17 protein-coding genes are annotated in these 21,255 nt (G+C 62.9%); 9 read left to right on the top strand and 8 right to left on the bottom strand.

The window, feature by feature from the left end:
* Positions 1-388 precede the first annotated feature (388 nt).
* The 4 genes from ACNOHI_RS18665 to ACNOHI_RS18650 all read left to right on the top strand — a co-directional run bounded on the left by ACNOHI_RS18665 (position 389) and on the right by ACNOHI_RS18650 (position 3,098).
* A complete protein-coding gene (locus ACNOHI_RS18665) occupies positions 389-877 on the top strand; it encodes a DUF6160 family protein (RefSeq protein WP_420476205.1) in 489 nt (162 codons plus the stop codon).
* Positions 878-966: 89 nt separating this feature from the next.
* On the top strand, positions 967-1,743 hold the full coding sequence (locus ACNOHI_RS18660) for a hypothetical protein (RefSeq protein ID WP_420476204.1): 777 nt from the start codon (positions 967-969) through the stop codon (positions 1,741-1,743).
* A gap of 1 nt (position 1,744) precedes the next feature.
* Positions 1,745-2,635, top strand: a complete 891-nt coding sequence (locus tag ACNOHI_RS18655) for a DUF6160 family protein (protein WP_420476203.1) — start codon at positions 1,745-1,747, stop codon at positions 2,633-2,635.
* Position 2,636: 1 nt separating this feature from the next.
* Positions 2,637-3,098, top strand: coding sequence for a hypothetical protein (locus ACNOHI_RS18650; protein ID WP_420476202.1), 462 nt, complete (start codon positions 2,637-2,639; stop codon positions 3,096-3,098).
* 18 nt (positions 3,099-3,116) lie between these two features.
* On the opposite strand, the gene ACNOHI_RS18645 is transcribed toward ACNOHI_RS18650, so the two are convergent.
* Together ACNOHI_RS18645 and ACNOHI_RS18640 are read right to left on the bottom strand one after the other, a co-directional pair.
* Complete coding sequence (locus ACNOHI_RS18645; RefSeq protein WP_420476201.1) at positions 3,117-5,978, bottom strand: EAL domain-containing protein; 2,862 nt, start codon at positions 5,976-5,978, stop codon at positions 3,117-3,119.
* Positions 5,979-5,999: 21 nt separating this feature from the next.
* The gene (locus ACNOHI_RS18640) at positions 6,000-6,455 is read right to left on the bottom strand and encodes a chemotaxis protein CheW (RefSeq protein ID WP_420476200.1); all 456 of its coding nucleotides are present in this window, start codon (positions 6,453-6,455) and stop codon (positions 6,000-6,002) included.
* Between the two features lie 256 nt (positions 6,456-6,711).
* Between ACNOHI_RS18640 and ACNOHI_RS18635 the strand changes: the two genes are divergently transcribed.
* Positions 6,712-8,997, top strand: coding sequence for an ATP-binding protein (locus ACNOHI_RS18635; RefSeq protein ID WP_420476199.1), 2,286 nt, complete (start codon positions 6,712-6,714; stop codon positions 8,995-8,997).
* A gap of 117 nt (positions 8,998-9,114) precedes the next feature.
* Here the strand turns inward: ACNOHI_RS18635 and ACNOHI_RS18630 are convergent, their stop codons facing one another.
* The 6 genes from ACNOHI_RS18630 to ACNOHI_RS18605 form a co-directional block, all read right to left on the bottom strand.
* Entirely contained in the window at positions 9,115-10,767 is a 1,653-nt protein-coding gene (locus ACNOHI_RS18630; protein WP_420476198.1) for a hypothetical protein, read from the bottom strand.
* Between the two features lie 3 nt (positions 10,768-10,770).
* Positions 10,771-12,183, bottom strand: coding sequence for a glycosyltransferase family 2 protein (locus tag ACNOHI_RS18625; RefSeq protein ID WP_420476197.1), 1,413 nt, complete (start codon positions 12,181-12,183; stop codon positions 10,771-10,773).
* Positions 12,180-13,232, bottom strand: a complete 1,053-nt coding sequence (locus tag ACNOHI_RS18620; protein WP_420476196.1) for a HEAT repeat domain-containing protein — start codon at positions 13,230-13,232, stop codon at positions 12,180-12,182. Before ACNOHI_RS18620 ends, ACNOHI_RS18625 begins: the two co-directional genes overlap by 4 nt.
* On the bottom strand, positions 13,210-13,944 hold the full coding sequence (locus tag ACNOHI_RS18615) for a YaiO family outer membrane beta-barrel protein (protein WP_420476195.1): 735 nt from the start codon (positions 13,942-13,944) through the stop codon (positions 13,210-13,212). Before ACNOHI_RS18615 ends, ACNOHI_RS18620 begins: the two co-directional genes overlap by 23 nt.
* Positions 13,941-14,336, bottom strand: coding sequence for a response regulator transcription factor (locus tag ACNOHI_RS18610; RefSeq protein WP_420476194.1), 396 nt, complete (start codon positions 14,334-14,336; stop codon positions 13,941-13,943). The genes ACNOHI_RS18615 and ACNOHI_RS18610 overlap by 4 nt, the downstream gene beginning before the upstream one ends.
* 66 nt (positions 14,337-14,402) lie before the next feature.
* Positions 14,403-14,879 (bottom strand): DM13 domain-containing protein, encoded by a 477-nt coding sequence (locus ACNOHI_RS18605; protein ID WP_420476193.1) that lies wholly within the window; start codon positions 14,877-14,879, stop codon positions 14,403-14,405.
* A 222-nt stretch (positions 14,880-15,101) separates the two neighbouring features.
* Here ACNOHI_RS18605 and ppc point away from each other — a divergent pair, with 222 nt between their 5' ends.
* From ppc to eno, 4 genes are all read left to right on the top strand, one after another.
* Positions 15,102-17,765, top strand: coding sequence for a phosphoenolpyruvate carboxylase (gene ppc / locus ACNOHI_RS18600; RefSeq protein ID WP_420476192.1), 2,664 nt, complete (start codon positions 15,102-15,104; stop codon positions 17,763-17,765).
* Between the two features lie 38 nt (positions 17,766-17,803).
* The gene (gene gap, locus ACNOHI_RS18595) at positions 17,804-18,814 is read left to right on the top strand and encodes a type I glyceraldehyde-3-phosphate dehydrogenase (protein WP_420476191.1); all 1,011 of its coding nucleotides are present in this window, start codon (positions 17,804-17,806) and stop codon (positions 18,812-18,814) included.
* Positions 18,815-18,831: 17 nt separating this feature from the next.
* Positions 18,832-20,280 (top strand): pyruvate kinase, encoded by a 1,449-nt coding sequence (gene pyk / locus ACNOHI_RS18590; protein ID WP_420476190.1) that lies wholly within the window; start codon positions 18,832-18,834, stop codon positions 20,278-20,280.
* 158 nt (positions 20,281-20,438) lie between these two features.
* Positions 20,439-21,255, top strand: an 817-nt coding sequence (eno, locus tag ACNOHI_RS18585; protein WP_420476189.1) for a phosphopyruvate hydratase, incomplete at its 3' end; no start/stop codon positions are given.

Below are 21,255 nucleotides of genomic sequence, written 5' to 3'. Positions count from 1 at the left end.
GCCTGCGCGGGAATGATGGGGAAAAGAGTCTGGATAATTGAACGGTAGCGCCCGCATGCGAGAAGAAAGTCACACCCTCACTCTCCTTCCGCGCCCCTCACATTCTTTCGACCCGGCAATGCATTCCCGTGTGCTGGCTTTCGAGGCCAATGATTTGGCTCGTCCAGTCACAGCGGTGGTCCCCGTTGTCAATGGACGCTGACCTAATATGAAGGCTCTTAGTATTGCTGAAATATTAAGAGCTGTACGACGCGGTTCCAGCGTCCGGCGTGCGGTGAAATCGCACACCGAACAGTAGGCGGTGTTTTCACAAGAAACATGGAACCGGCGTTCGCGGCAGGGGAAGAAAAACTCTTTTTTACACCACGTTATCTATTGGAGACTATATATGAAACTGTTCAAGAAGACCGCAATCGCCGCTGTTCTGTCCGGCCTGTCCATGGCTGCTTCCGCAATGACCCCGATCGCTGACGAAGGCCTGAGCCAGGTTGCCGGCCAGGACGGTGTGTCCATCGCTGCCAGCCTGAACATCAACATCGGTTCGTTCACCTACACCGATACGGATACCGCTGGTGGTTCGATCAGCTTCAACAACATCGGCGTTCGCGGCCTGATCGCCGGCACTCTGGACATCATCAACCAGGCTTCGTTCGAAGGCATCCTGACTGCCTCCGGCGTGACCTTCCCGACCAGCTTCTACAACGGCGGCGACGTTGTCCAGATGGCCGTTCCGGCAACCATCACTGTCCCGACCGCAGCACTGGTCGACGTGACGGTTGATTCGATCCGCATGGGTGGCAACTCCGCATCCTTCGGCCGCATCGCGCTGACCGACATCGACCTGCGCGGCACGCAAGTCTGGATGTGGGCTCACTAATCCAGCAGGTTACTGGACTCCCTTCCTAGCGGTATCCCCCGGCGTATGCCGGGGGATTTTCCTTCCTGTTCCTTCGTTCGAGAACAAGCATGATCCGTGTTTGCCTTGCGGCGCTGGGCGCTGCACTCACATTGCATGCCGGAATGGCGTCCGCACAGTTGCGCGCACTGTCCGAGCAGGAATTGTCCAGCCACCACGGACAGGGTTTCCTGGTACTGAACAACAGCAGCTACGGCGGCTACGATTTCACGCGCATCGCGCTTGGCGCGGACGTCACGCTGAACGCCAACTTCCGCAATATCCGCCTCGGCGAATACAACTACGCGCCGCGCAACGGCAGCGGCGTCGACCTCGATATTCCGGCGCTCCAGTTCGGGCGCAGCGACGGCACCGAGGCGCAGCGCCTCGTCCAGATCACCAACCCCTATTTCGAATTCGTCTATCGCAACGCCGGCAATGCGGCGACCCGTGAAGTGGTCGGCATGCGCTTTGGCTTTGAAAGCATTGCAGGCGACATCGGCCTGACCCTTAACACGCTGAGTGGATCGATGCTGGTTGACGGCGGTGCCGCCGGCACGCTCGACTCCCGTACCGATCCCGGCGGCGGCAAGCGCTGGGACGGCTCCTGCACCGCACCCTGCCTCAATTTTGCGCAGATGGGTGGTGTACGCGCGGGCGACACCAACGGCGCAAGCCGCGATTTCTGGATTTCCGCGCTCAAGTCCGCGGTCCAGTTCCAGCCTCCCGCGGGAATGGCGCAAGCACCCGACCTGGCCCAGGCCGGCGTATGGTTGAACTGGCGCGACCGCCTGACGGCATTGACGACGACCGGCACGCCGCCGCCCAACCTGCCCCCGGTGCGCTGACATGATGCAGCGAACGACCCCCATCCTCGCCTGCTTCGCACTGGCGCTCGCGTGCACGACTGCACATGCGCAGGGATTGCAGCCGCTCTCCGACGATGCATTGTCGTCGGTGCAGGGACGGGATGGGGTGAGCTTCGACCTGTCGGGCTTCTCGATGTCCGGCGACGCGCGACTTACCTACCACGCGCCTGCGCCGTCCACGGCAAGCGCGTGGATCGGCAGCTTCCACGCAACGCGCTCCGACGATCCTGCCAATCCATTCGGCGATCCATACCGGCTCGACATCATCAAAGGCGCCTCCGGCATGGCCGACATCATTACCCTCGCCTTTCCCGACAATGCCAATGGCGCGAAAAAATGGCAGGCAGCCTATGACTGGGGCGTGAATGCCGACGGCATTGCCTTCGAGGGAGGCAGCATCGTGCTCAAGGACGTGGCCTTTTACGGCGGCGGACTCCAGTGGACGACGCCGCGCATCAACGAAGGCATTGCTTTCGGGCTCGGCCTGCGCGTCGACGTCGGCAACCTGCTGCTGCGTCCGCGCGGCCGCGATGACATCACCCAGGCGGAGCCGGCCAGCGTGACCGAGCAGATGCACTTTCGGGGCCTGCGCGTCGGCGCGGTCGACAGCAACGGAAATTTCCTCAACGCGCCCTGGCGCATTGCCGACGTGACGTCGCAACCGGGGATCTTCAATGCCGTCACCGATGACGCCGGCAATTCCCGCATGCGGATCGGCATCGACTGGCCGGATGCGAACGGGGCGGCGCTTGGCGGACTGCAGATCGACAACCTGTCCTTCCGCAGCGACGCGACTGGCAACGTGGACCTCGGTTCGAGCCGGATAGGTTCGATGCAGATCCAGTATCTCGACATCCGATTCAAGCCTTGATATGCGCAGAATTCTATTCGTCATCCTGTCGTTCCTGGCCTTCTCCGGGCAGGCCCTCGCCCAGCAGGTGCTAGACGACGACGCGCTGTCGGACGTGAGCGGCGCCGACGGTGTCAACTTCGCGATGCACCTGTCGCTCAACGACCAGACGGTAGCCAATCCCTCCACCGACAGCAGGATCTCGATGGGCTTCAATGTTGACGGCCGCACCACGCATATCGTCGTACGCAACCTGCGCGGCGCCCTCGACGTCTTCGGTCTTTCGCTCGACGTGGAGAAGAAGCCGGACGGCAGCGACTACCTCGCCGTCGGCCTGCCCGCGCATGTGAAGTACACCGATTTCGGCTTCGAATCGCTGAGCGTGCAAACCGATCCGGCCGCGCCGGTGACCGAGAGCCTTGGCAGGCTGTCGGTCCATGGAACCATCAACATGCAGGGACAATTAAGGATGTGGGCGCACTGATTTCCAGTGCGAGAGGGATCAGACGGCCGCCTGCAGGCGCTGCAGCAGCAGCAATCCGTGAAAATCATTGGCGGCAACCGGGCGGCTGAAAAGATACCCCTGCATGCTGTGACAGCCGTTGTCCACCAGGAAGCGCTGCTGGTCGTGCGTCTCGACACCCTCCGCTACCACGCGCAGGCGCAGGCTGTTGCCCAGGGCGATGATGGCGCAAGTGATTGCCGTGCCGTTGGCATCGGTGCCGATGTCGCGCGTGAAGGACTGGTCGATCTTGAGCTTGTCGATCGGAAAGCGCTTCAGCTGGGACAGACTGGAATAGCCGGTGCCGAAGTCATCAATGGAAAACTTCACGCCGAGCGCGCGCAACTCGCTCATGACGGCGACCACACGTTCCGGCCGCTGCATGATCATGCTCTCGGTCAGTTCCAGTTCCAGGCAATCCGGCGCCAGTCCGGTCTCTTCCAGAACCTGGCGCACCTGATCGGCAAAGTCGTCCTGGCGGAACTGGCGCGCCGATACATTGACGGCAACCTGCAGTCCGGCGAAGCCCTGCTCGTGCCAGCATTGCGTCTGACGGCAGGCTTCGCGCAACACCCACAATCCGATTTCGATGATGTGGCCGGTTTCTTCGGCGACGGGAATGAAGCGCGCCGGCGACACCATGCCCATCTGCGGATGCAGCCAGCGCAGCAGGACTTCCATGCCGGTGATCATGCCTGTCGACAGGTCGACCTGCGGCTGGTACACGAGATGGAATTCGTTCCGTTGCAATGCCAGGCGCAGGTTGCTCTCGATTAGCAGCCGTTCCACCGACGCGGAATTCATTTCCTCGCGGAAGAACTGGAAGTTGCTTTCTCCTGTTTCCTTGGCATGGTGCAAAGCGACGTCGGCGTGCTTGATCAGGACCTGGGTCGTAGACCCGTCTTCGGGATAGACGCCGATGCCGATGCAGGCGCTGATGTTGATCTCGTGTCCTTCGACCACGAAGGGACGTGACAGCTCGCCAAGCACCCGCTCAGCCAGGATCGCGGCGTCTTGCGGGTCAGACAGCGCTTCCATGATGATGACGAATTCATCCCCGATGTGGCGTGTCACCGTATCGGCGCTGCGCATCGCGTCGTTCAGCCGTTCCGCCACCGCGACGAGCAGGCGGTCGCCCGTATGGTGACCGAGGACTTCATTGATGTGCGCGAGGCGATCGAGGTCAACGGCCAGCAAGGCAACGCGGTTGCCGTCGCGTTCGGCCATCCTCATCGCATGTTCGAGGCGCTCGTACAGGAAGGCGCGGTTGGGCAGTCCGGTCATCGCGTCGTACATGGACAGGCGTTCGATCTCGTTCTGCGCCGCCTTGGCCTGCGAGACGTCGCTGAAAATGCCGATGAAATTGGTCGTCACGCCCGTGCTGTCGGGCACCCGGGTAATCGTCAGCTGTTCGACGTACAACTCGCCGCACTTGCGCCGGTTCCACATCTCGCCGCTCCATGCGCCTTCTTCGGCAAGCGTCTTCCACATGGCCCGGTAGAACTGCTGGTCTTGCCGTCCGGAATGGAGGATAGCGTGTGTCTTTCCGACGACTTCCTCCTCGCTGTAGCCGGTGATTGCACTGAAAGCGCGGTTGACCTTGAGGATGCGCCCCGAGGGATCCGTGATGGAGATGCCCTGGGTGCTGTTTTCAAAGACCTTGGCGGACAGGCGCAATTCATCCTCGGCGCGCTTGCGTTCGCTGATGTCGGTGTAGGTGGTGATGAATCCGGTCAGCTCGTCGTTGACCAGCATCGGTTTTCCGGAAACGAGATGCGTCTTGCCGTTGGGCCGCGTACGCTCGAACTGGTGCGGCCGGAATTGCATCGCCAGTTCATGGAAACGGGCAACATGGGCTTCGGGGTCGCCCTCGCCATACTCGCCGCGCTGCGCGGGAATGCGGACCAGGTCATCGAAGAATGCGCCATCGCGCACTATGTCCTTGGGCAGTCCGAGGACATCCACCATGCCGGCATTCCAGTGGCGCAGTTTCAGCGTTTCATCAAAGACGCTGATGCCTTGCGGAAGATGCTCGAGAACCGCCTTGATGGAAGCCGATTCGCGCGCCAGCGCGGTCCGCGCGGATTTCTCGTTCGTGACATCCATGTAAACGGTCACGAAGCCTCCCCCCGGCAACGGCTGGCCGCGGATCTCGATGACCGTGCCGTCGGGGCGCGTACGCTGCAGGACATGCGGCTCGCCGCGCCTGACGAGGTTCAGGCGTTCGCGCACCTGCTCTTCGGGATCGCCGGGGCCGTACTCGCCGCGTTGCGCGTTGAAGCGGAATATCTTTTCCAGCGGCGTCTTTTCGCCCTCGAACAACGCCGGAGGAACGTCGAGTATCGAACGTCCGAGTGCATTGGCGAGCACGATATTCAGATCGGCATCGATCAGGGAGATTCCGCAAGGGATGTTATCCATGACCGTCTGCAGCGCATTGCCCAAACGCTTGCGCTCGCTGATGTCAACCATGATGCCTTGCAGGCTGACCGGGCGGCCGTCATGCATCTCGACGCTGATCAGGTCCTTGAGCCAGACCACGCGACCATCCTTCGCCAGCATCCGGTATTCGAAGCAACGGTTGGCGGCATGGGTCGTCCAGGACACGCAATGCTCGATGGCCAGCGCTCGGTCCTCGGGATGCAGATGCGCTTCCCAGAAGCCATCGACCTGCCATTCTTCCAGTGCGTAGCCCAGGATGCGGCCTGCCTGCTCGCTGACGAAGGTAAAACGGAAGCTTTCCGGATCCGCCTCCCAGACGATGCCGTCAATGCTGTTGACGAGTTTCTCGAAGCGCAGGCGTGCGCTCTCCGTGGCCTCATCCACTGCCTTTCTTACTTCGCTTGATGTGCGTGTGAGCATGGATGGCATCCGGTTGCGTCTTTATGCCGCGGTGGCGAGGACCTCGTCGATCGCGAGCAGTGTTACCGAATGCGGGCCGAAGGTACCGAGCCCGATCAGGTAGTCATTTTTCAGTCCGCCCCGCGCGCGCGGCGGCGGCGTGACGCGTTTCGGGTCGATGCGATGGACGTCCGATATGCCGTCAACCACGACGCCCATGGTGCGCCCGTCGATGTTGAGCACAATGACGCTGGTCGATTCGTCGAACACCGGGCTGCCAAGCGAGAAGCGCTTGCGCATATCGACGATGGGCACCCTGATGCCGCGCAGGTTGGCGACACCGCCGTCCAGATCAAGCTCATGCGCTTCCTGGGCGAATGCGGTGAAACCGCGGATTTCCTGCACGCGCTGCATGTCGATTCCATACTCGTCGCTGCCAAGCATGAAGGCGAGCACTTCGTCCGGCGGCGGACGTTTGGCATTCGTTGTCTTCTTCATCAGAATTGACCCATGTCAACGTTTCTTTCCGTAGGACAGCAACTTACGTGCCATACAGAAAATATCGATTTGACGCGGGATTGCGGGGGCGCTGCCTGCTCTATTCCTGAGAACGGGAAGCCGGTTATTCCTGCTTGCGGGAACGGCCGGAACAGGATATTGCCGCAAGACAATTTCGCGCGCGGTACCGGACGGCGAGGTGTGCTACCCTCGGGCAACCCCCGAACAGGGAAATCCGTTCCGCTGCAATCTCTTCATGCGAATGAACATCAAGGCCTACTTTCCCAGCCGCGGCATCGGCAGCTACCTCGCCGTCGCCTTTTCGGCGCTATCGATCCTGCTCACGGTGATCCTCGTCGAAGTGATCGGACTGACCGCGACCACCCAGGTCAAATCCAACATCGGAGGCGGGCTGGCCGAGCTCGCCCTGCAGACGTCCGACAAGCTGGACCGCGGCATGTACGAGCGCTATCGCGAAGTGCAGCTGATGGCGCAGCGCCAGGACCTGACGTCCTCTGGCGCCAGCCTCGATGACAAGCGCATGGTGCTCGACGCACGCCAGGAGACCTACCACTATTACGCCTGGATCGGGCTGGTCGATCCGGACGGCAAGGTCATGGTCGCCACGCGCAGGATGCTGGAAGGCGCGGACGTGTCGCAGCGGCCCTGGTTCCGCAATGCGCTGAATGGCATCAATGTCGGCGATGTGCACGAAGCCGTGCTGCTGGCCAAGCTGCTGCCCAACCCGGCGAACGAGCCAAAACGTTTCGTTGACGTCGCCTTCCCCTACGCCGACAAGAGCGGCAGGATCCAGGGCGTGCTGGGCGTGCATCTGTCGTGGCAATGGGCGCGCGAAGTCGAGCAATCCGTCATGGACCCCATCGCCACCCGCCGCAAGGTGGAAGCCCTGATCGTCGGCACGGACGGCACCGTCCTGCTGGGGCCGCCCGGGATGCAAGGAAAAAGGCTCGCCTATCAGAGCGTCCGCGCGGCGCGCGAGGGTGGCAACGGCTTCGCAGTGGAAGACTGGGAGGATGGCCGCAAGTACCTGGTTGGATACAGCAAGGGCAAGGGCTACGCATCCTATCCCGGCCTGGGCTGGACCGTGCTCGTGCGGCAGAACGTGGAAGATGCCTACGAACCTGTGCGCCGCATCCAGCGAACCGTACTGGGAAGCGGCATGGGACTGGCGCTGCTGTTCTCCGTGCTCGGACTGATCGCCGCCCGGCGTATCAGCCGCCCGCTGCAGGACCTGGCCGACGAGGCACAACGCGTCCAGCGCCGGGAGTCGGCGGAAATCCCCGTATCCCGCGCGGCCTACGAAGAAGTGCAAACGCTGACCGGCTCCCTCAATGCCCTGCTGTCCAGCCTCCTGCAAAAGGAAAGCGACCTGAAGGAATTGAACCTGACGCTGGAACGGCGCGTCGAGCAGCGCACGCGCGAACTCGAGCAGGCGCTCGCCCAGGGCAAGGCCAATGAACGACGCATCCAGACCATCATTGACACCGCGCAGGACGCGTTTATCGCCGTAGACCTGAACGGCCGCATCGCGGACTGGAATGCCGCCGCCACGCGCATGTTCGGCTGGGACGCCGATGAAGCCATTGGCAGGCCGCTGGTCGAGCTGGTGGTGCCGGAGCGGTTCCGCGCGAGTCTTGCGAATGCGATGCGGGCATTCAATGAAACCGGGGACATCGGGGCGCTCGACCGCAGGCTGGAGCGCGTCGTCGTCAACCGCAAGGGCGAAGAACTCCCGGTCGAAGTCACCATCGGCCTTGCCGGCAGCGGCGATACCTATTTCTTCAGCGCCTTCCTGCACGACATCTCGGAGCGCAAGAAAGTCGAGCGCATGAAGAATGAGTTCATCTCCACGGTCTCGCACGAGCTGCGCACGCCGATGACGTCGATTCGCGCCTCGCTTGGCATGCTCGCCGACGGATTCGCGGGTGAGCTTCCGCCTGACACGCGCGAGCTGATCGGCATCGCCCATGTCAGTTGCGAGCGTCTTGTGCGGCTGGTGAACGACGTGCTGGATATCGAGAAGATCGAGTCCGGCAACATGGAGTTCGATATGCGGCCGCACCGGCTGCGGCCGCTCGTCGACGAGGCCGTCGATGCCGTGCGCGGCAGCGCTGGCCAGATGGGCGTCCGTATCGAGGTGGAATGCGATGCAGGCGCGGCGGTGGTGAACGCCGACCACGACCGCATGATCCAGGTCCTGGTGAACCTGCTGTCCAACGCGATCAAGTTCTCACCGTCAGGTGCGACCGTTACGCTGCGCGTGGACGCCGATCAGGGCAAGGTGCGCGTATCGGTCATCGACCGCGGGCCGGGGATTCCCGCGGAGTTCAGGGATCGCATCTTCCAGAAGTTCGCGCAGGCGGATTCCACTGACTCTCGGCAGAAAGGCGGTACAGGGTTAGGACTGAGCATCTGCAAGAGCATCGTGGAGCAGCACGGTGGCAGCGTGAGCTTTGTGTCTGAAACGGGTCAGGGGGCGGTGTTTATGGTGGAACTGCCTGCGGCGAATTTGCTCGCTTGATTTATCGGAGCAAGAACACTGCCCTCATTTTCTTGCGGGCACCTTCGATTCAATGCTTCAAGTCCCCTTTCCCCGTCATTCCCGCCCACGCACGCATTCTGTAAAAACATGGCTCCACTACTTCAACTCGTGCAGCGCAATTCCCCCAAACGAAGTCCAGGCGGAAAACCAGGCTTCCAGTTCCGGCAGCAGCGCAACAAGCCGTTCCGGGTCACGATGGAATGACGTCGCCGAGCCGTCGAACACCGACGCCGATTCCAGCCTGAACGCAGGCCCGTGCGGATTTGCACGGGCCTCCTTCAGCAGCACAAGCACCGGCGTCTGTTCAACATTGACCAGCCACAGCTCCCCTTCCGTCGCGCGCACGTAACGGCGCTGCTGCTCCGGCTCGACGGGGCCGGCTTCTAGCGCAATGCGAACGGATTTGCCATGCATCGCGCCCCAGTCGAGGAACGGCACCGCGAAGCGGCGGATCTGTTCGGGGTCGGTGCGGTAATCCATGACGTTCAGCCCGCTCGCCGCTGCCGCCAGCCCTTTCATCAACTCCGTTTTCTCGGCCCACCAGAACGGCACGACAAACTCGAGCGGCATGCCTTGCGCAGCGGATCGCAAGGCGCGGGCGAGGGAAAGGTAGTGTTTGTCCAGCGCGCTTGCGGAGAGTTCGTATCCCGGCAGCAGGTAATGTTCGATGTCGAACTGCATGCCGGCAAGGCGCGCGTCCGCGTCGACGCCGGCGTTGTACGCCGCATAGGCGCGCGCACGCATGACCGTCTTTGCGTGCTCCCCCGGCAGGACCATGCGGGGATCGCCATCGACGCTCCAGACCGCGATCCCGGCAGCCCTTGCCAGGCGCACGAAGGTGACAAGCCGTTGCGGCTCCAGGACGGCATGTCCGGACACCGGAATGGAAACGAAGAGTGTACGCACTCCCCGTGCCTGCGCCCTTGCTACGACATCGCCGGGACGCCCGACCCACTGCTGCGCATCCCACATCCATGCCGAGCGCGTCGCCGGCGACGAGGACTGCGGGACAAGCCTGAGGTCGGCCAGGTCGAGTTCGGCGGCCTCGCGCGGGCAGGCAATGGAAAAGGAATGCCAGCGGGTGCGGTCGAAACCGGCGCGCGGCAATTCGAGGTTCAAGCTTTCTTTGCCCGGGTCGAGAGACCCGAGGCCGACCGCGCTTTCTTTCGCCGCCTGCGCGGTATCCGCCACGGCGAAATTGAAACGGCCGCTGGCGTTGCCCTGCACGCGCAGCGTTGACCGCGCCATCGGGAGATACCCCTTGCCGGAAAGGAGGACACCCGCCGGACGCGAGCCCGCCCGGCAATCCAGGCGCAGGCGGCCGTCCGCGATGCGTGCCTGCACGCGCTCCTCGACGCCAAACACGCGCACGGTCAAGGCGGGCAGCAGGTTTTCCAGCAGGGGCATCGGCTGCGGGCGCTCGACGGCAGGTTGACCGCCGGTTGTGCTGACGCTGCCGATGATGAAGCGCCCTTCCCGTTCAGGCCCCTGCAGCAGGATGCGCTCGCCCGGCGACGGCGCCGCGCCAACAGGATGTACCGCCGCGATCACATCGGCCGGCAAGGGCAGCACGATGCCGTGGCAGCCGGATTGCATTGCCTCGCCGACCACAAGACGCATCTGCGCGCCGTCCGCCCGCACGACCTGTGCGCCGGTTCCCCCGGCCCCCTGTGTGTCGGGGCAGAACTGAAGGGATGCCGCCTGTACGCCCGTCACCATGAACCAGAATCCAATGAGTGCGGCACGCATGGTCTACACCTTGCGCTGCCAGTTTCCCTTGCGCGTCATCGCCCCCCAGCTGGCCTCTCCCTCCGTCGCCCAGCGATACAGCCCGACAAGGCGCCACCAGCTGTTGATCTGGCGGTAGCCGAAATTTTCCAGCAGGACGATCAGGGCCAGCATGCCGAGATGGCGCGGCTCCGGGTAGATATGGAAGGACATTTCCTCCAGCAGCAGGCCGGAGGCAGACAGCAGGATGCCGAGACCGATGGCGACAAACAGGAACACCGCAAAGGCCTGCCACGAAATCCATCCGAAGGCGAATGCGACCACCATGAAAATGTAGCCGCCCAGCTCCACCATCGGCCCCATCCATTCGAACAGCAGCATGAACGGAAAGGCGGCCCAGCCGGGTGCGCCGCCGTTGCGGCTGAACATGAGTCCCCAGTTGGCCGACAGGCTTTCCGACAGGCCGCGCTGCCAGCGGATGCGCTGGTTGCGCAAGGTCGCCACGTCTTCCGGTGCCTCGGTCCAGCACACCGGGTCGGGCACGAATTCGATCCGGTACGGCTGGCGACGCGCGCGCAGCAGGCGATGCATGCGGACGACGAGCTCCATGTCCTCGCCGATGGTCTTCGGCCGGTAGCCGCCCGCTTCGATCACGACTTCCTTGCGGAACAGGCCGAAGGCGCCGGAGATGATCAGCATGCCGTTCACCGTCGACCATCCCAGCCGGCCGAAGAGGAAGGCGCGCAGGTATTCGACCACCTGGAACAGCGCCCAGATATTGTTCGGCAGCCCGACCCGCGTCAGGAAGCCGCCGCTCACCTCGCAGCCGTTCGCCACGCGCACCGTGCCGCCGGTGGCAACCACCGTTGCATCGTTAAGGAAGGGCTTGACCACGCGCTGCAGGCTGTCGCGCTGCAGGATGGAGTCGGCATCGACGCCGCAGAACAGCGGATAGCGCGAGGCATTGATGCCGGCATTGAGCGAGTCGGCCTTGCCGCCGTTCACCTTGTCGATGACGCGCAGGTTCGGGTAGCGCGTCGAGCGGTAAATGCCGTTGACTGGTTTCGTTTCAAGCTGGATGCGGTAGGCCTCGGGAAAGGGTTGCAGGTCGAATTCTTCCTGGAGCACCTGCAGCGTGCTGTCCTTTGATCCGTCGTTGATGACGATGATCTCCAGTTCCGAGTACGCGAGCTGAAGCATGGACCGCACGGACGCGGCAATCGTGGCTTCTTCGTTGTAGGCGGGAACGAGCAGGCTGATGGGTGGCTCCAGTCCGGAGTACGCCTGCGGCAAGTCATCGAGAATGCGTTCCTGCTCCCGGCGGCGCAGGCTGGCGATCGACAGCAGGTTGAGCAGGAGATAGCCGCCGTTCAGCAGGATGAAATACCCCAGGATGAACCATGTGGTGAACTCGACGATAGCCTGGTGCAGGTTCATCCCGCCTCCCTTTCTGACAGCACATGCCTGAGCATGTCGGCGGCAAAGCGGTCGCCCGAAGCGGCAACCAGCGCCTCGGCTTCGCCTGCCCGCATGAACGGCAGGCCGACCAGCGCCTGCGCGGCGCGGTAACGCACCCACCACTGGCGGTCGCCGAGCATGCCCTGCAGCCGCGGGATGTCGGAGTGGTCGCCAATGCGGCCGAGCGCCTTCGACGCGTGGACCCGGACACGCCACTCGGGGTGGGCAAGACGCGCACGTACATCGTCGAGCAGGACGGGATCCTGCGCCAGCCGCAAGGCGGCAATCACCAGCTCGGTGTTGTCGCCATGGAGCAGCGTCGCCAGTTGGGCGGCGGGAATGGTGACACGCAGGGCTTCTGCAAGATGGAGCGCGCGCACCAGGTGCCTCGCTTCCAGCTGCAGGAGGGCGTCGGAGAGGTAGCGGGCACAGATGTCCTGCGCGTCCTGCAGGATGTTGGCCACCTGCGGAAGGGCCCAGTCCTCGCGGCGCAGCAGCACCGGCATCATTTCCCGCATCGCCTTGTCCGCATCCGCCTGCACCAGTGCCCACAGCGCCTGCAGGGAGGTCGCGCTGTCCGGTGCGGACGCCAGCTGGAGGATGTCATGCCAGGCGGACTTGTCCCGCAAGTGTCCAGTCACCAGCACGCCGAGCAGGCGCTCCGCCCGGTTTCCGTTGTTCAGCAGGTCCCGCGCGATCCTGTCGCAGCCGAGCCGGTAACCGACCTCGTTCAACGCCTCGCTGGCCTCGCCGCGTACCGACAGGTGCAAGTGCAGCCAGAGCCGAAGGAAGGGAAGCCGCTCCCTGCCAGGCAATGCCGGTAGCGACTCCGGCGGCGCGTCGGCCAGCGCCGCCATGAGCAGGGGGCGCCATTTGGCGATGACCGCCCTTTCCAGCCGCTCGCGGCGCCGCAACGACATGCGCAGGATGACGATCTGCGCGCCAAGCAGCAGGGTCAGGCCGAGCGCCCCCAGGCCTGTCAGGAAGGCGGCGAGCAGGAAGGGATCAGAAAGCGTACTGAAGACCAAGACTGATTCCGTTGCGGCTGTAGAAATCCCCCTGGCGGGTGTGCCCCGCGCTGTAGTTGACCGCCCAATCGCGATTCAGCCAATGCCGTCCGACCACGGCCGCCGAACGCAGGCTGGTCAGGGTGACTGCTCCGGCGATGCTGGCGGCTTCCTTGCCGCCGGCGAGGATCAGGCCGACGGAATTCCTGTCGCCATAGTAATACGCCCCTCGCAGCTCGCCGCTGTGCGCGGTGCTGTCGAATGCACGGGCCGGCCGCCATCCGATGGACGCACTGAACGAGGAAAAATAATGCTCCAGCATCAGCAGCCCCTGATTGACCCGCTCGTCCGCGTACTTCGTCGTCCTTGCGCCGGCATGCACCAGCCAGGCGGGCGCGAACTCGAACTGCAGCGCCGCGCCGATGCCATGCCGCGCCAGGACACGATGGGTGGAACTGGCATTGGCGTCGACACTTACCACCAGTTTCTCGCCAAAGGGCCGCGCATAGTTCGCGGACAACTGCCTGTCCTGCAGGCCGAAGCGTTCGGTGCGGGCAAAGGCCAGGCCCGAGCCATGGCGTGCCGCGTATTGATGCTGCAACTGGACGCTTGCCTCGCGCCAGTCGGGCGTGCTGTTGCTGAGATGCTCCGTTCCCAGTGTCAGGCCGACGGTCGATTGCGCATTTGCCGTGGCGGCAGCGGCAATGACGATGCCGGCAATGACGATCCTCATGCCTTGTCCTTCAGGAAACGCCGCACCCGCGCGAGCAGTTCGTTCGGCTGGAAAGGCTTGACGATGTAATCGTTAGCGCCGGCGTCGAGCGCGCGCACGATGTCCCGCTCCATGTTCTTCGCCGTCAGCATGACGATGGGAATACTTTCCCAACCGGGTGTCGCGCGTACGATGCGGACCAGTTCGAATCCATCGATATAGGGCAGCATCACGTCGAGGAGGATCAGCGCAGGCCTTTCCTGCCCTTCCTCCACCAGCTTGCGGGCGGCCATGCCGTCGGCGGCGAGCAAGGCGCGCCAACCCTGGCGTTCGAGCATGAACTTGAGGATCTGGGAAATGTGGTCGTCGTCTTCGACAACAAGAATAGGCGGTTTTGGCGGCTGGGCGCTCATGGATTAGCGGCATGAATGCTGGGATGCCACAATCTTACCGAAGTTCGGGCACGGACGCCGCCCGCCTCAGCGGTATCTGGCGGCGGTAATGAACTGGCTGAAGGACTCACACCACACAATGACTGCCGTGTACTGCCCGGGATCAACATGGGCCGGCACCTGGACAATGAAGTTGTCGAAGGTCTTTACGTCTCCTACTCGCACCATCTTCGGTTTCAGGCGCTGGAAATCCTCCTCCGTCTCGATGAATTCCGGCGAAAGATACAGCTTGTAATCCGGCCCGGGCGCGACGCGCCCTTGCAGCGTGATCCGGCTTCGTCCGAGGAACACGGTCCCCTCGCCCCAATGCAAGGCATCACTGTCCTTCAGGTCGCGGCGGAATTGTCCCTTGTATTCCGCGCCCTCGGCTGCCGCCCCCACCTCCGCAGCGCCCGGAGCCGTTGGCGCCGTCAGGATGGGCAGGACATAGATGCCGCCGGCAAAGCCGGCAAGCGCCGCCGCAACATGGGTCGCAACGAGCAGGAGGCGTTTCTTGTTGTTCATGTCGGGTCCCTGAGAACTGTCCGCGACCCAGATCACCGAGCCGCGAGGCGCACGTTTTCCCCTCATATTAGTCCAAGGTCAACGCTCGGTATATCGCCCCGGATATGTAAATAAGCTACTTCTACAGCTTGAAATTGGTCTTATCGCATGATTTAATCGCGATTACCTGTAAATTTACTACATTTTAAGTCCAGACCTGCACGCCTCCTGCCAATCAACGCCATGCAACTTTCCGATCAAGACAAGGATGTTTTCCTTCAGGAAGACATCCGCCAGTGTTCGATCCGATTCTGCCGCAACCAGGACACGGTGGCGCGGAATGAACTGGAGGCCACGCTCTCTTCCCTGTCCCCGGAACGCACCACCCAGGTCATCCGCGCCTTCAGCTATTTCTCCCTTCTGGCCAATATTGCCGAAGATCAGCATCACATCCGTCGCACCCGCGCCCACTTGATTGCCGGCTCCCCGCCGCGCAAGGGAAGCCTGGCGCATGCCATCGACAGCGTGTTCGACGCCGGCGTGTCGGCTGCGGACCTGGCGGAATTCTTCCGTCATGCCGTGGTCAGCCCGGTGCTCACCGCACACCCGACCGAAGTCCAGCGCAAGAGCGTGCTGAACTGCCAGATGGTCATCGCCCGCCTGCTTGACGAGCGCACCCGCATGCAACTGACCGCCGAGGAAGCGCGAGAGAACGACGAGGCCTTGCGCCGGGCCATCCTGACCTTGTGGCAGACGCGGATGTTGCGCAGTTCCAAGCTGTCGGTGCTGGACGAGGTGGAAAACGGACTCTCCTATTTCGACTACACAATGCTGCGCGAACTACCGCACCTGTATGCGGGACTGGAAGACCTGCTTGCGGCGCGAGGTGGAGCGCCTGTCGAACTCCCGGGCTTCATGAAGATCGGCAGCTGGATTGGCGGAGACCGCGACGGCAATCCCTTCGTCACGGCCGACGTGCTCCAGGCGGCGCTGCGCATGCAGTGCCAGCGCGCGCTGTCCTACTATCTTGCCGAACTGCACACCCTCGAATCGCAACTGTCGCTCGCCAGCCGCCTTGTCTCGTGTTCGCAGGAATTGCATGGCCTTGCCGAAGCGTCCCGTGACGATTCTCCGCATCGGGCCGACGAGCCCTACCGCCGCGCGATCTCCGGCATCCACGCCCGGGTCGGCGCCAGCCTGCGCGTGATGACCGGTGCACCAGGGCGCGCCGATCCGCAGGTAAAGCCCTACGGCAGCGCCGACGAATTGCTGGGCGACCTCACTATCATCCATCGCTCGCTTGAAGCGAACGGCTCCGCGCCACTGACGCGCGGAAGGCTGCGCGGCCTGCGCCGGGCCGTGAGTGTGTTCGGCTTCAGTCTCGCCCCGATCGACCTGCGCCAGAATTCCGACGTGCATGAGCGCGTTGTCGCCGAACTCCTGCAGACCGCCTGCCCCGGCACCGATTACCTTGCACTGGATGAAGAGTCGCGCGCCAGGCTGCTGCTGCAGGAAATCGGCTCGCCGCGTCCGCTGGCGTCGCCTCACCTTGCCTATTCCGACGAGACGCGCTCGGAACTGGCCATCTTCACGGCCGCGCGCGAGGCGCAGCAGCAATACGGCACCGGGGCCATCCAGAACTGCATCATTTCCAAGGCCAACAGCGTGTCGGACATCCTTGAAGTCGCGCTGCTGCTGAAAGAAGCCGGCATGCTGCGCCCGCTTGAAGGCCGCATGGACGTCAACATCGTCCCGCTCTTCGAAACCATCGCCGATTTGCGCAACAGCGCGGCCATCATGGACAGCCTGCTCGCCCTGCCCGCCTACAAGCAACTGCTGCAATCGCGCGACGACACGCAGGAAGTGATGCTCGGCTATTCCGACAGCAACAAGGACGGCGGCTTCCTGACATCCGGCTGGGAACTGTACAAAGCGGAAATCGACCTGATCGCGGTATACCGCAAGCACGGTATCCGCCTGCGCCTGTTTCACGGGCGCGGTGGGTCGGTGGGACGCGGCGGCGGTCCGAGCTACGAAGCCATCCTGGCGCAACCGGCCGGCGCGGTGCAGGGGCAGTTGCGCCTGACCGAGCAGGGCGAAGTGATTACCGCGAAGTATGCCAACCCGGAAGTAGGCCGCCGCAATCTCGAAGTCCTGGCGGCCGCCACGGTGGAAGCCAGCTTCCTCGCCCAGCGCGAACCCGCGCCGGATCCCGCCTTCCTCGATGCCATGGAAAGCCTGTCGGCGGAAGCCTTTCGCGCCTACCGCAACCTGGTCTATGAAACCGACGGCTTTGAAACCTATTTCTGGGAATCCACCGTCATCGCCGAAATCGCCGGCCTGAACATCGGCAGCCGTCCCGCTTCGCGCAAGAAGACGCGCGCCATCGAAGACCTGCGCGCGATCCCCTGGGTATTCAGCTGGGCGCAGTGCCGCCTGATGCTGCCGGGCTGGTTCGGGTTCGGCTCCGCCGTGAACGCTTGGCTGAGGATGAATTCCAACGGGCTTGCCTTGCTGCAGCGCATGCACAAGGAGTGGCCCTTCTTCAGCACCCTGCTCTCCAACATGGACATGGTGCTGGCCAAGAGCGACATCGCGATTGCCAGCCGCTACGCCACGCTTGTAGCCGATGCAGCATTGCGCGACGCCATCTTCCCGCGCATCAAGGCCGAGCACCGGGACACGATCGACGCACTGATGGCCATTACCGGCCAGAAGGAACTCCAGGAGAACAATCCGCTGCTCAAGCGGTCGATACGCAACCGTTTCCCCTATCTCGACCCGCTGAACCATGTGCAGGTCGAACTGCTGCGTCATTTCCGCGAGGGGCAGCAGGAAGAACGCATCCGGCTGGGCATCCATCTCTCGATCAACGGGATCGCCGCCGGACTGCGCAACAGCGGATAAGAACCATTTCCCATTCACATTCACCAGAGAGAGCAGACATGACTATTCGCGTCGCAATCAACGGCTATGGCCGCATCGGCCGCAACATCCTTCGTGCCCATTACGAGGGCGGAAAGAAGAACGACATCCAGATCGTTGCCATCAACGACCTCGGCAATGCCAATTCGAACGCCCACCTCACCCGCTATGACACCGTGCACGGCAAGTTCCCCGGCACTGTCGAGGTGGACAACGATTCCATGATCGTCAACGGCGACAAGATCAAGGTCTTCGCGCAGCGCGATCCGGCGCAGATTCCGTGGAAGGATCTCGATGTCGATGTGGTGCTGGAGTGCACGGGCTACTTCACGACCAAGGAAAAGGCTTCGGCGCACCTGAAAGGCGGCGCGAAAAAAGTCATCATCTCCGCGCCGGGCGGCAAGGATGTCGATGCCACCGTCGTGTTCGGCGTGAACGAGAACGTCCTCAAGGCATCCCACACCGTCATCTCCAATGCATCCTGCACCACCAATTGCCTGGCGCCGCTGGTCAAGCCGCTGCATGAAAAGATCGGCGTGGTGAACGGCCTGATGACGACGGTGCATTCGTACACCAACGACCAGGTGTTGACGGACGTCATGCATGAAGACCTGCGCCGCGCACGTTCCGCCACCCAATCCATGATCCCGACCAAGACCGGCGCCGCGGCAGCAGTAGGCCTTGTGCTGCCGGAACTGAACGGCAAGCTCGACGGCTACGCGATCCGTGTTCCGACCATCAACGTGTCGATTGTCGACCTGTCCTTCGTTGCCGCACGCGATACCACCGTCGACGAAGTGAACCAGATCATGAAGGACGCCGCCAATGGCCCGATGAAAGGCATCCTCACCTGCAACACCGAGCCGCTGGTTTCCATGGATTTCAATCATAACGAAGCCTCGAGCAACTTCGATGCGACGCTGACCAAGGTATCCGGCCGCCTGGTAAAGGTGTCCTCCTGGTACGACAACGAATGGGGCTTCTCCAGCCGCATGCTCGATACCACCGTCGCCCTCATGAACGCCAAATAACAGAGAAAGAGACCTCCATGCCGCGCTCCACAAAAATCGTATCCACCATCGGCCCCGCTTCGAGCGACCTGGACACCCTGACGCGCATGGTGCGTGCCGGCGTGAACGTGGTACGGCTGAATTTCTCGCACGGGAAGGCGCAGGACCATATCGACCGCGCCTACCTCGTTCGGGAAGCGGCGGCGATGTGCGGGACCGAGGTGGCGATCATGGCCGATCTGCAAGGCCCGAAAATCCGGGTCGGCAAGTTTGAGCACGGCAAGGTGTTTCTCGAGGCCGGGGCGAAATTCATCCTCGATGCCGACTGCGAACTCGGCAACGAGGAACGCGTCGGCCTCGACTACAAGGACCTGCCGCGCGACCTGAAAGCCGGCGATGTGCTGCTGCTGAATGACGGTCTCATCGTGCTGAAGGTGGATGCGGTCCGGGGCAACGAGATCCATACGACGGTCAAGATCGGCGGCGACCTGTCCAACAACAAGGGCATCAACCGCCAGGGCGGCGGCCTTTCCGCGCCTGCGCTGACGGCCAAGGACATGGAAGACATCAAGACCGCAGTCGGACTCGGCGCCGATTACATCGCCGTGTCCTTTCCGAAGAATGCGTCCGACATGATCATGGCGCGCCAGCTCGCCAGCATTGCCGGCGAACCGCACGGCCGCAAACCGCTGATGATTGCCAAAATTGAGCGCGCCGAGGCGATCCCGTTGCTGCAGGAAATTCTCGACGCCTCCGATGGCATCATGGTGGCGCGTGGCGACCTGGCGGTGGAAGTGGGCAATCCCGCCGTGCCGGCGCTGCAGAAGCGCATGATCAAGATGGCGCGCGCATCGAACAAGCTGGCCATTACGGCCACGCAGATGATGGAGTCGATGATCGTCAATGCGGTGCCGACGCGCGCCGAAGTCAGCGACGTCGCCAATGCGGTGCTGGATGGCACCGATGCGGTGATGACCTCGGCGGAGACGGCCGCCGGCAAATACCCGGTGGAGACGGTCGAAGCCATGGCGGCAATCTGCGTGGAAGCGGAAAAGGCCGATGTCGTGAAGCTGGACACCGACTTCCTGAACGTGCACTTCACGCGCATTGACCAGTCCATTGCTTATGGCGCGCTCTTTACCGCCTACCACCTGCGCGTAAAAGCCATCGTCGCCCTGACCGACTCCGGATCGACCGCGCTATGGATGAGCCGGCACAACATCGATATTCCGATCTATGCGCTAACGCCGAGGGAGGGCACGCGCCGCAAGGCCTCGTTGTACCGCAACGTGACGTCCTTCGAGCTGGCACAGAAGGGTGACCGCGAGGCGGTATTGCGTGATGCAGAGAACCTGCTTGTCGACAAGGGCGTGGTGAAGAAAGGCGATCTGATTGTGCTGACCTGGGGTGAGCCCATGGGTCAGGTCGGGGGAACGAATTCGATGAAGATTGTGCAGATCGGGAAGGATCGGGCGAGTTTGAGTTGAAAACGGCGCTCATGTGCGGGCACTGGCGTCCGATTCGCTGCCATCCCCACCCCGTCATTCCCGCGCAGGCGGGAATGACGGGGAGTAGTAAAAGAATAGATTGACCGCATCGCCCGCCTGCACGAATCAATTAACCAATCGACCAACAGGACAACACCATGACCGCCATCGTAGACATCATCGCCCGTGAAGTAATCGATTCCCGCGGCAACCCCACCGTCGAATGCGACGTGCTGCTGGAATCCGGCGCAATGGGCCGTGCCGCCGTCCCCTCCGGCGCCTCCACCGGCTCGCGTGAAGCCATCGAACTGCGCGATGGCGACAGAAGCCGCTACATGGGCAAAGGCGTGCTGAACGCCTGCCAAAACGTCAACACCGAAATCGCCGAAGCCATCGTCGACATGGACGCAAACAAGCAGGCCGAAATCGACCGCATCCTGATCGATCTCGACGGCACCGAGAACAAGTCCCGCCTCGGCGCCAACGCCACCCTGGCCGTGTCCATGGCCGTCGCCAAGGCCGCCGCCGAAGAATCCGGCCTGCCGCTGTACCGCTATTTCGGCGGCTCCGGCGCCATGCAGATGCCGGTGCCGATGATGAACGTCATCAATGGCGGCGCGCATGCCGACAACAACCTCGACCTGCAGGAATTCATGATCATCCCGGTGGGCGCTCCGTCCTTCCGCGAAGCGATCCGCTACGGCGCCGAAGTGTTCCACACCCTCAAGAAGATCCTGCACGACAAGGGCCTGACCACCGCCGTTGGCGACGAAGGCGGCTTCGCCCCGTCCGTGGCCAACCATGAAGAAGCGATCAAGCTGATCCTGCAAGCCATCGAGCAGGCCGGCTACGAGCCGGGCACGCAGATCGCGCTGGGCCTGGACTGCGCGGCATCCGAGTTCTACAAGGACGGCAAGTACCAGCTCTCCGGCGAAGGCCTGTCGCTGTCGTCGGCCGACTTCACCAACCTGCTGG

This window comes from Noviherbaspirillum sp. ST9 (genome assembly GCF_048799745.1).
Lineage (GTDB): Bacteria > Pseudomonadota > Gammaproteobacteria > Burkholderiales > Burkholderiaceae_D > Noviherbaspirillum.
This window is presented reverse-complemented; position numbering and strand designations above follow the sequence as displayed.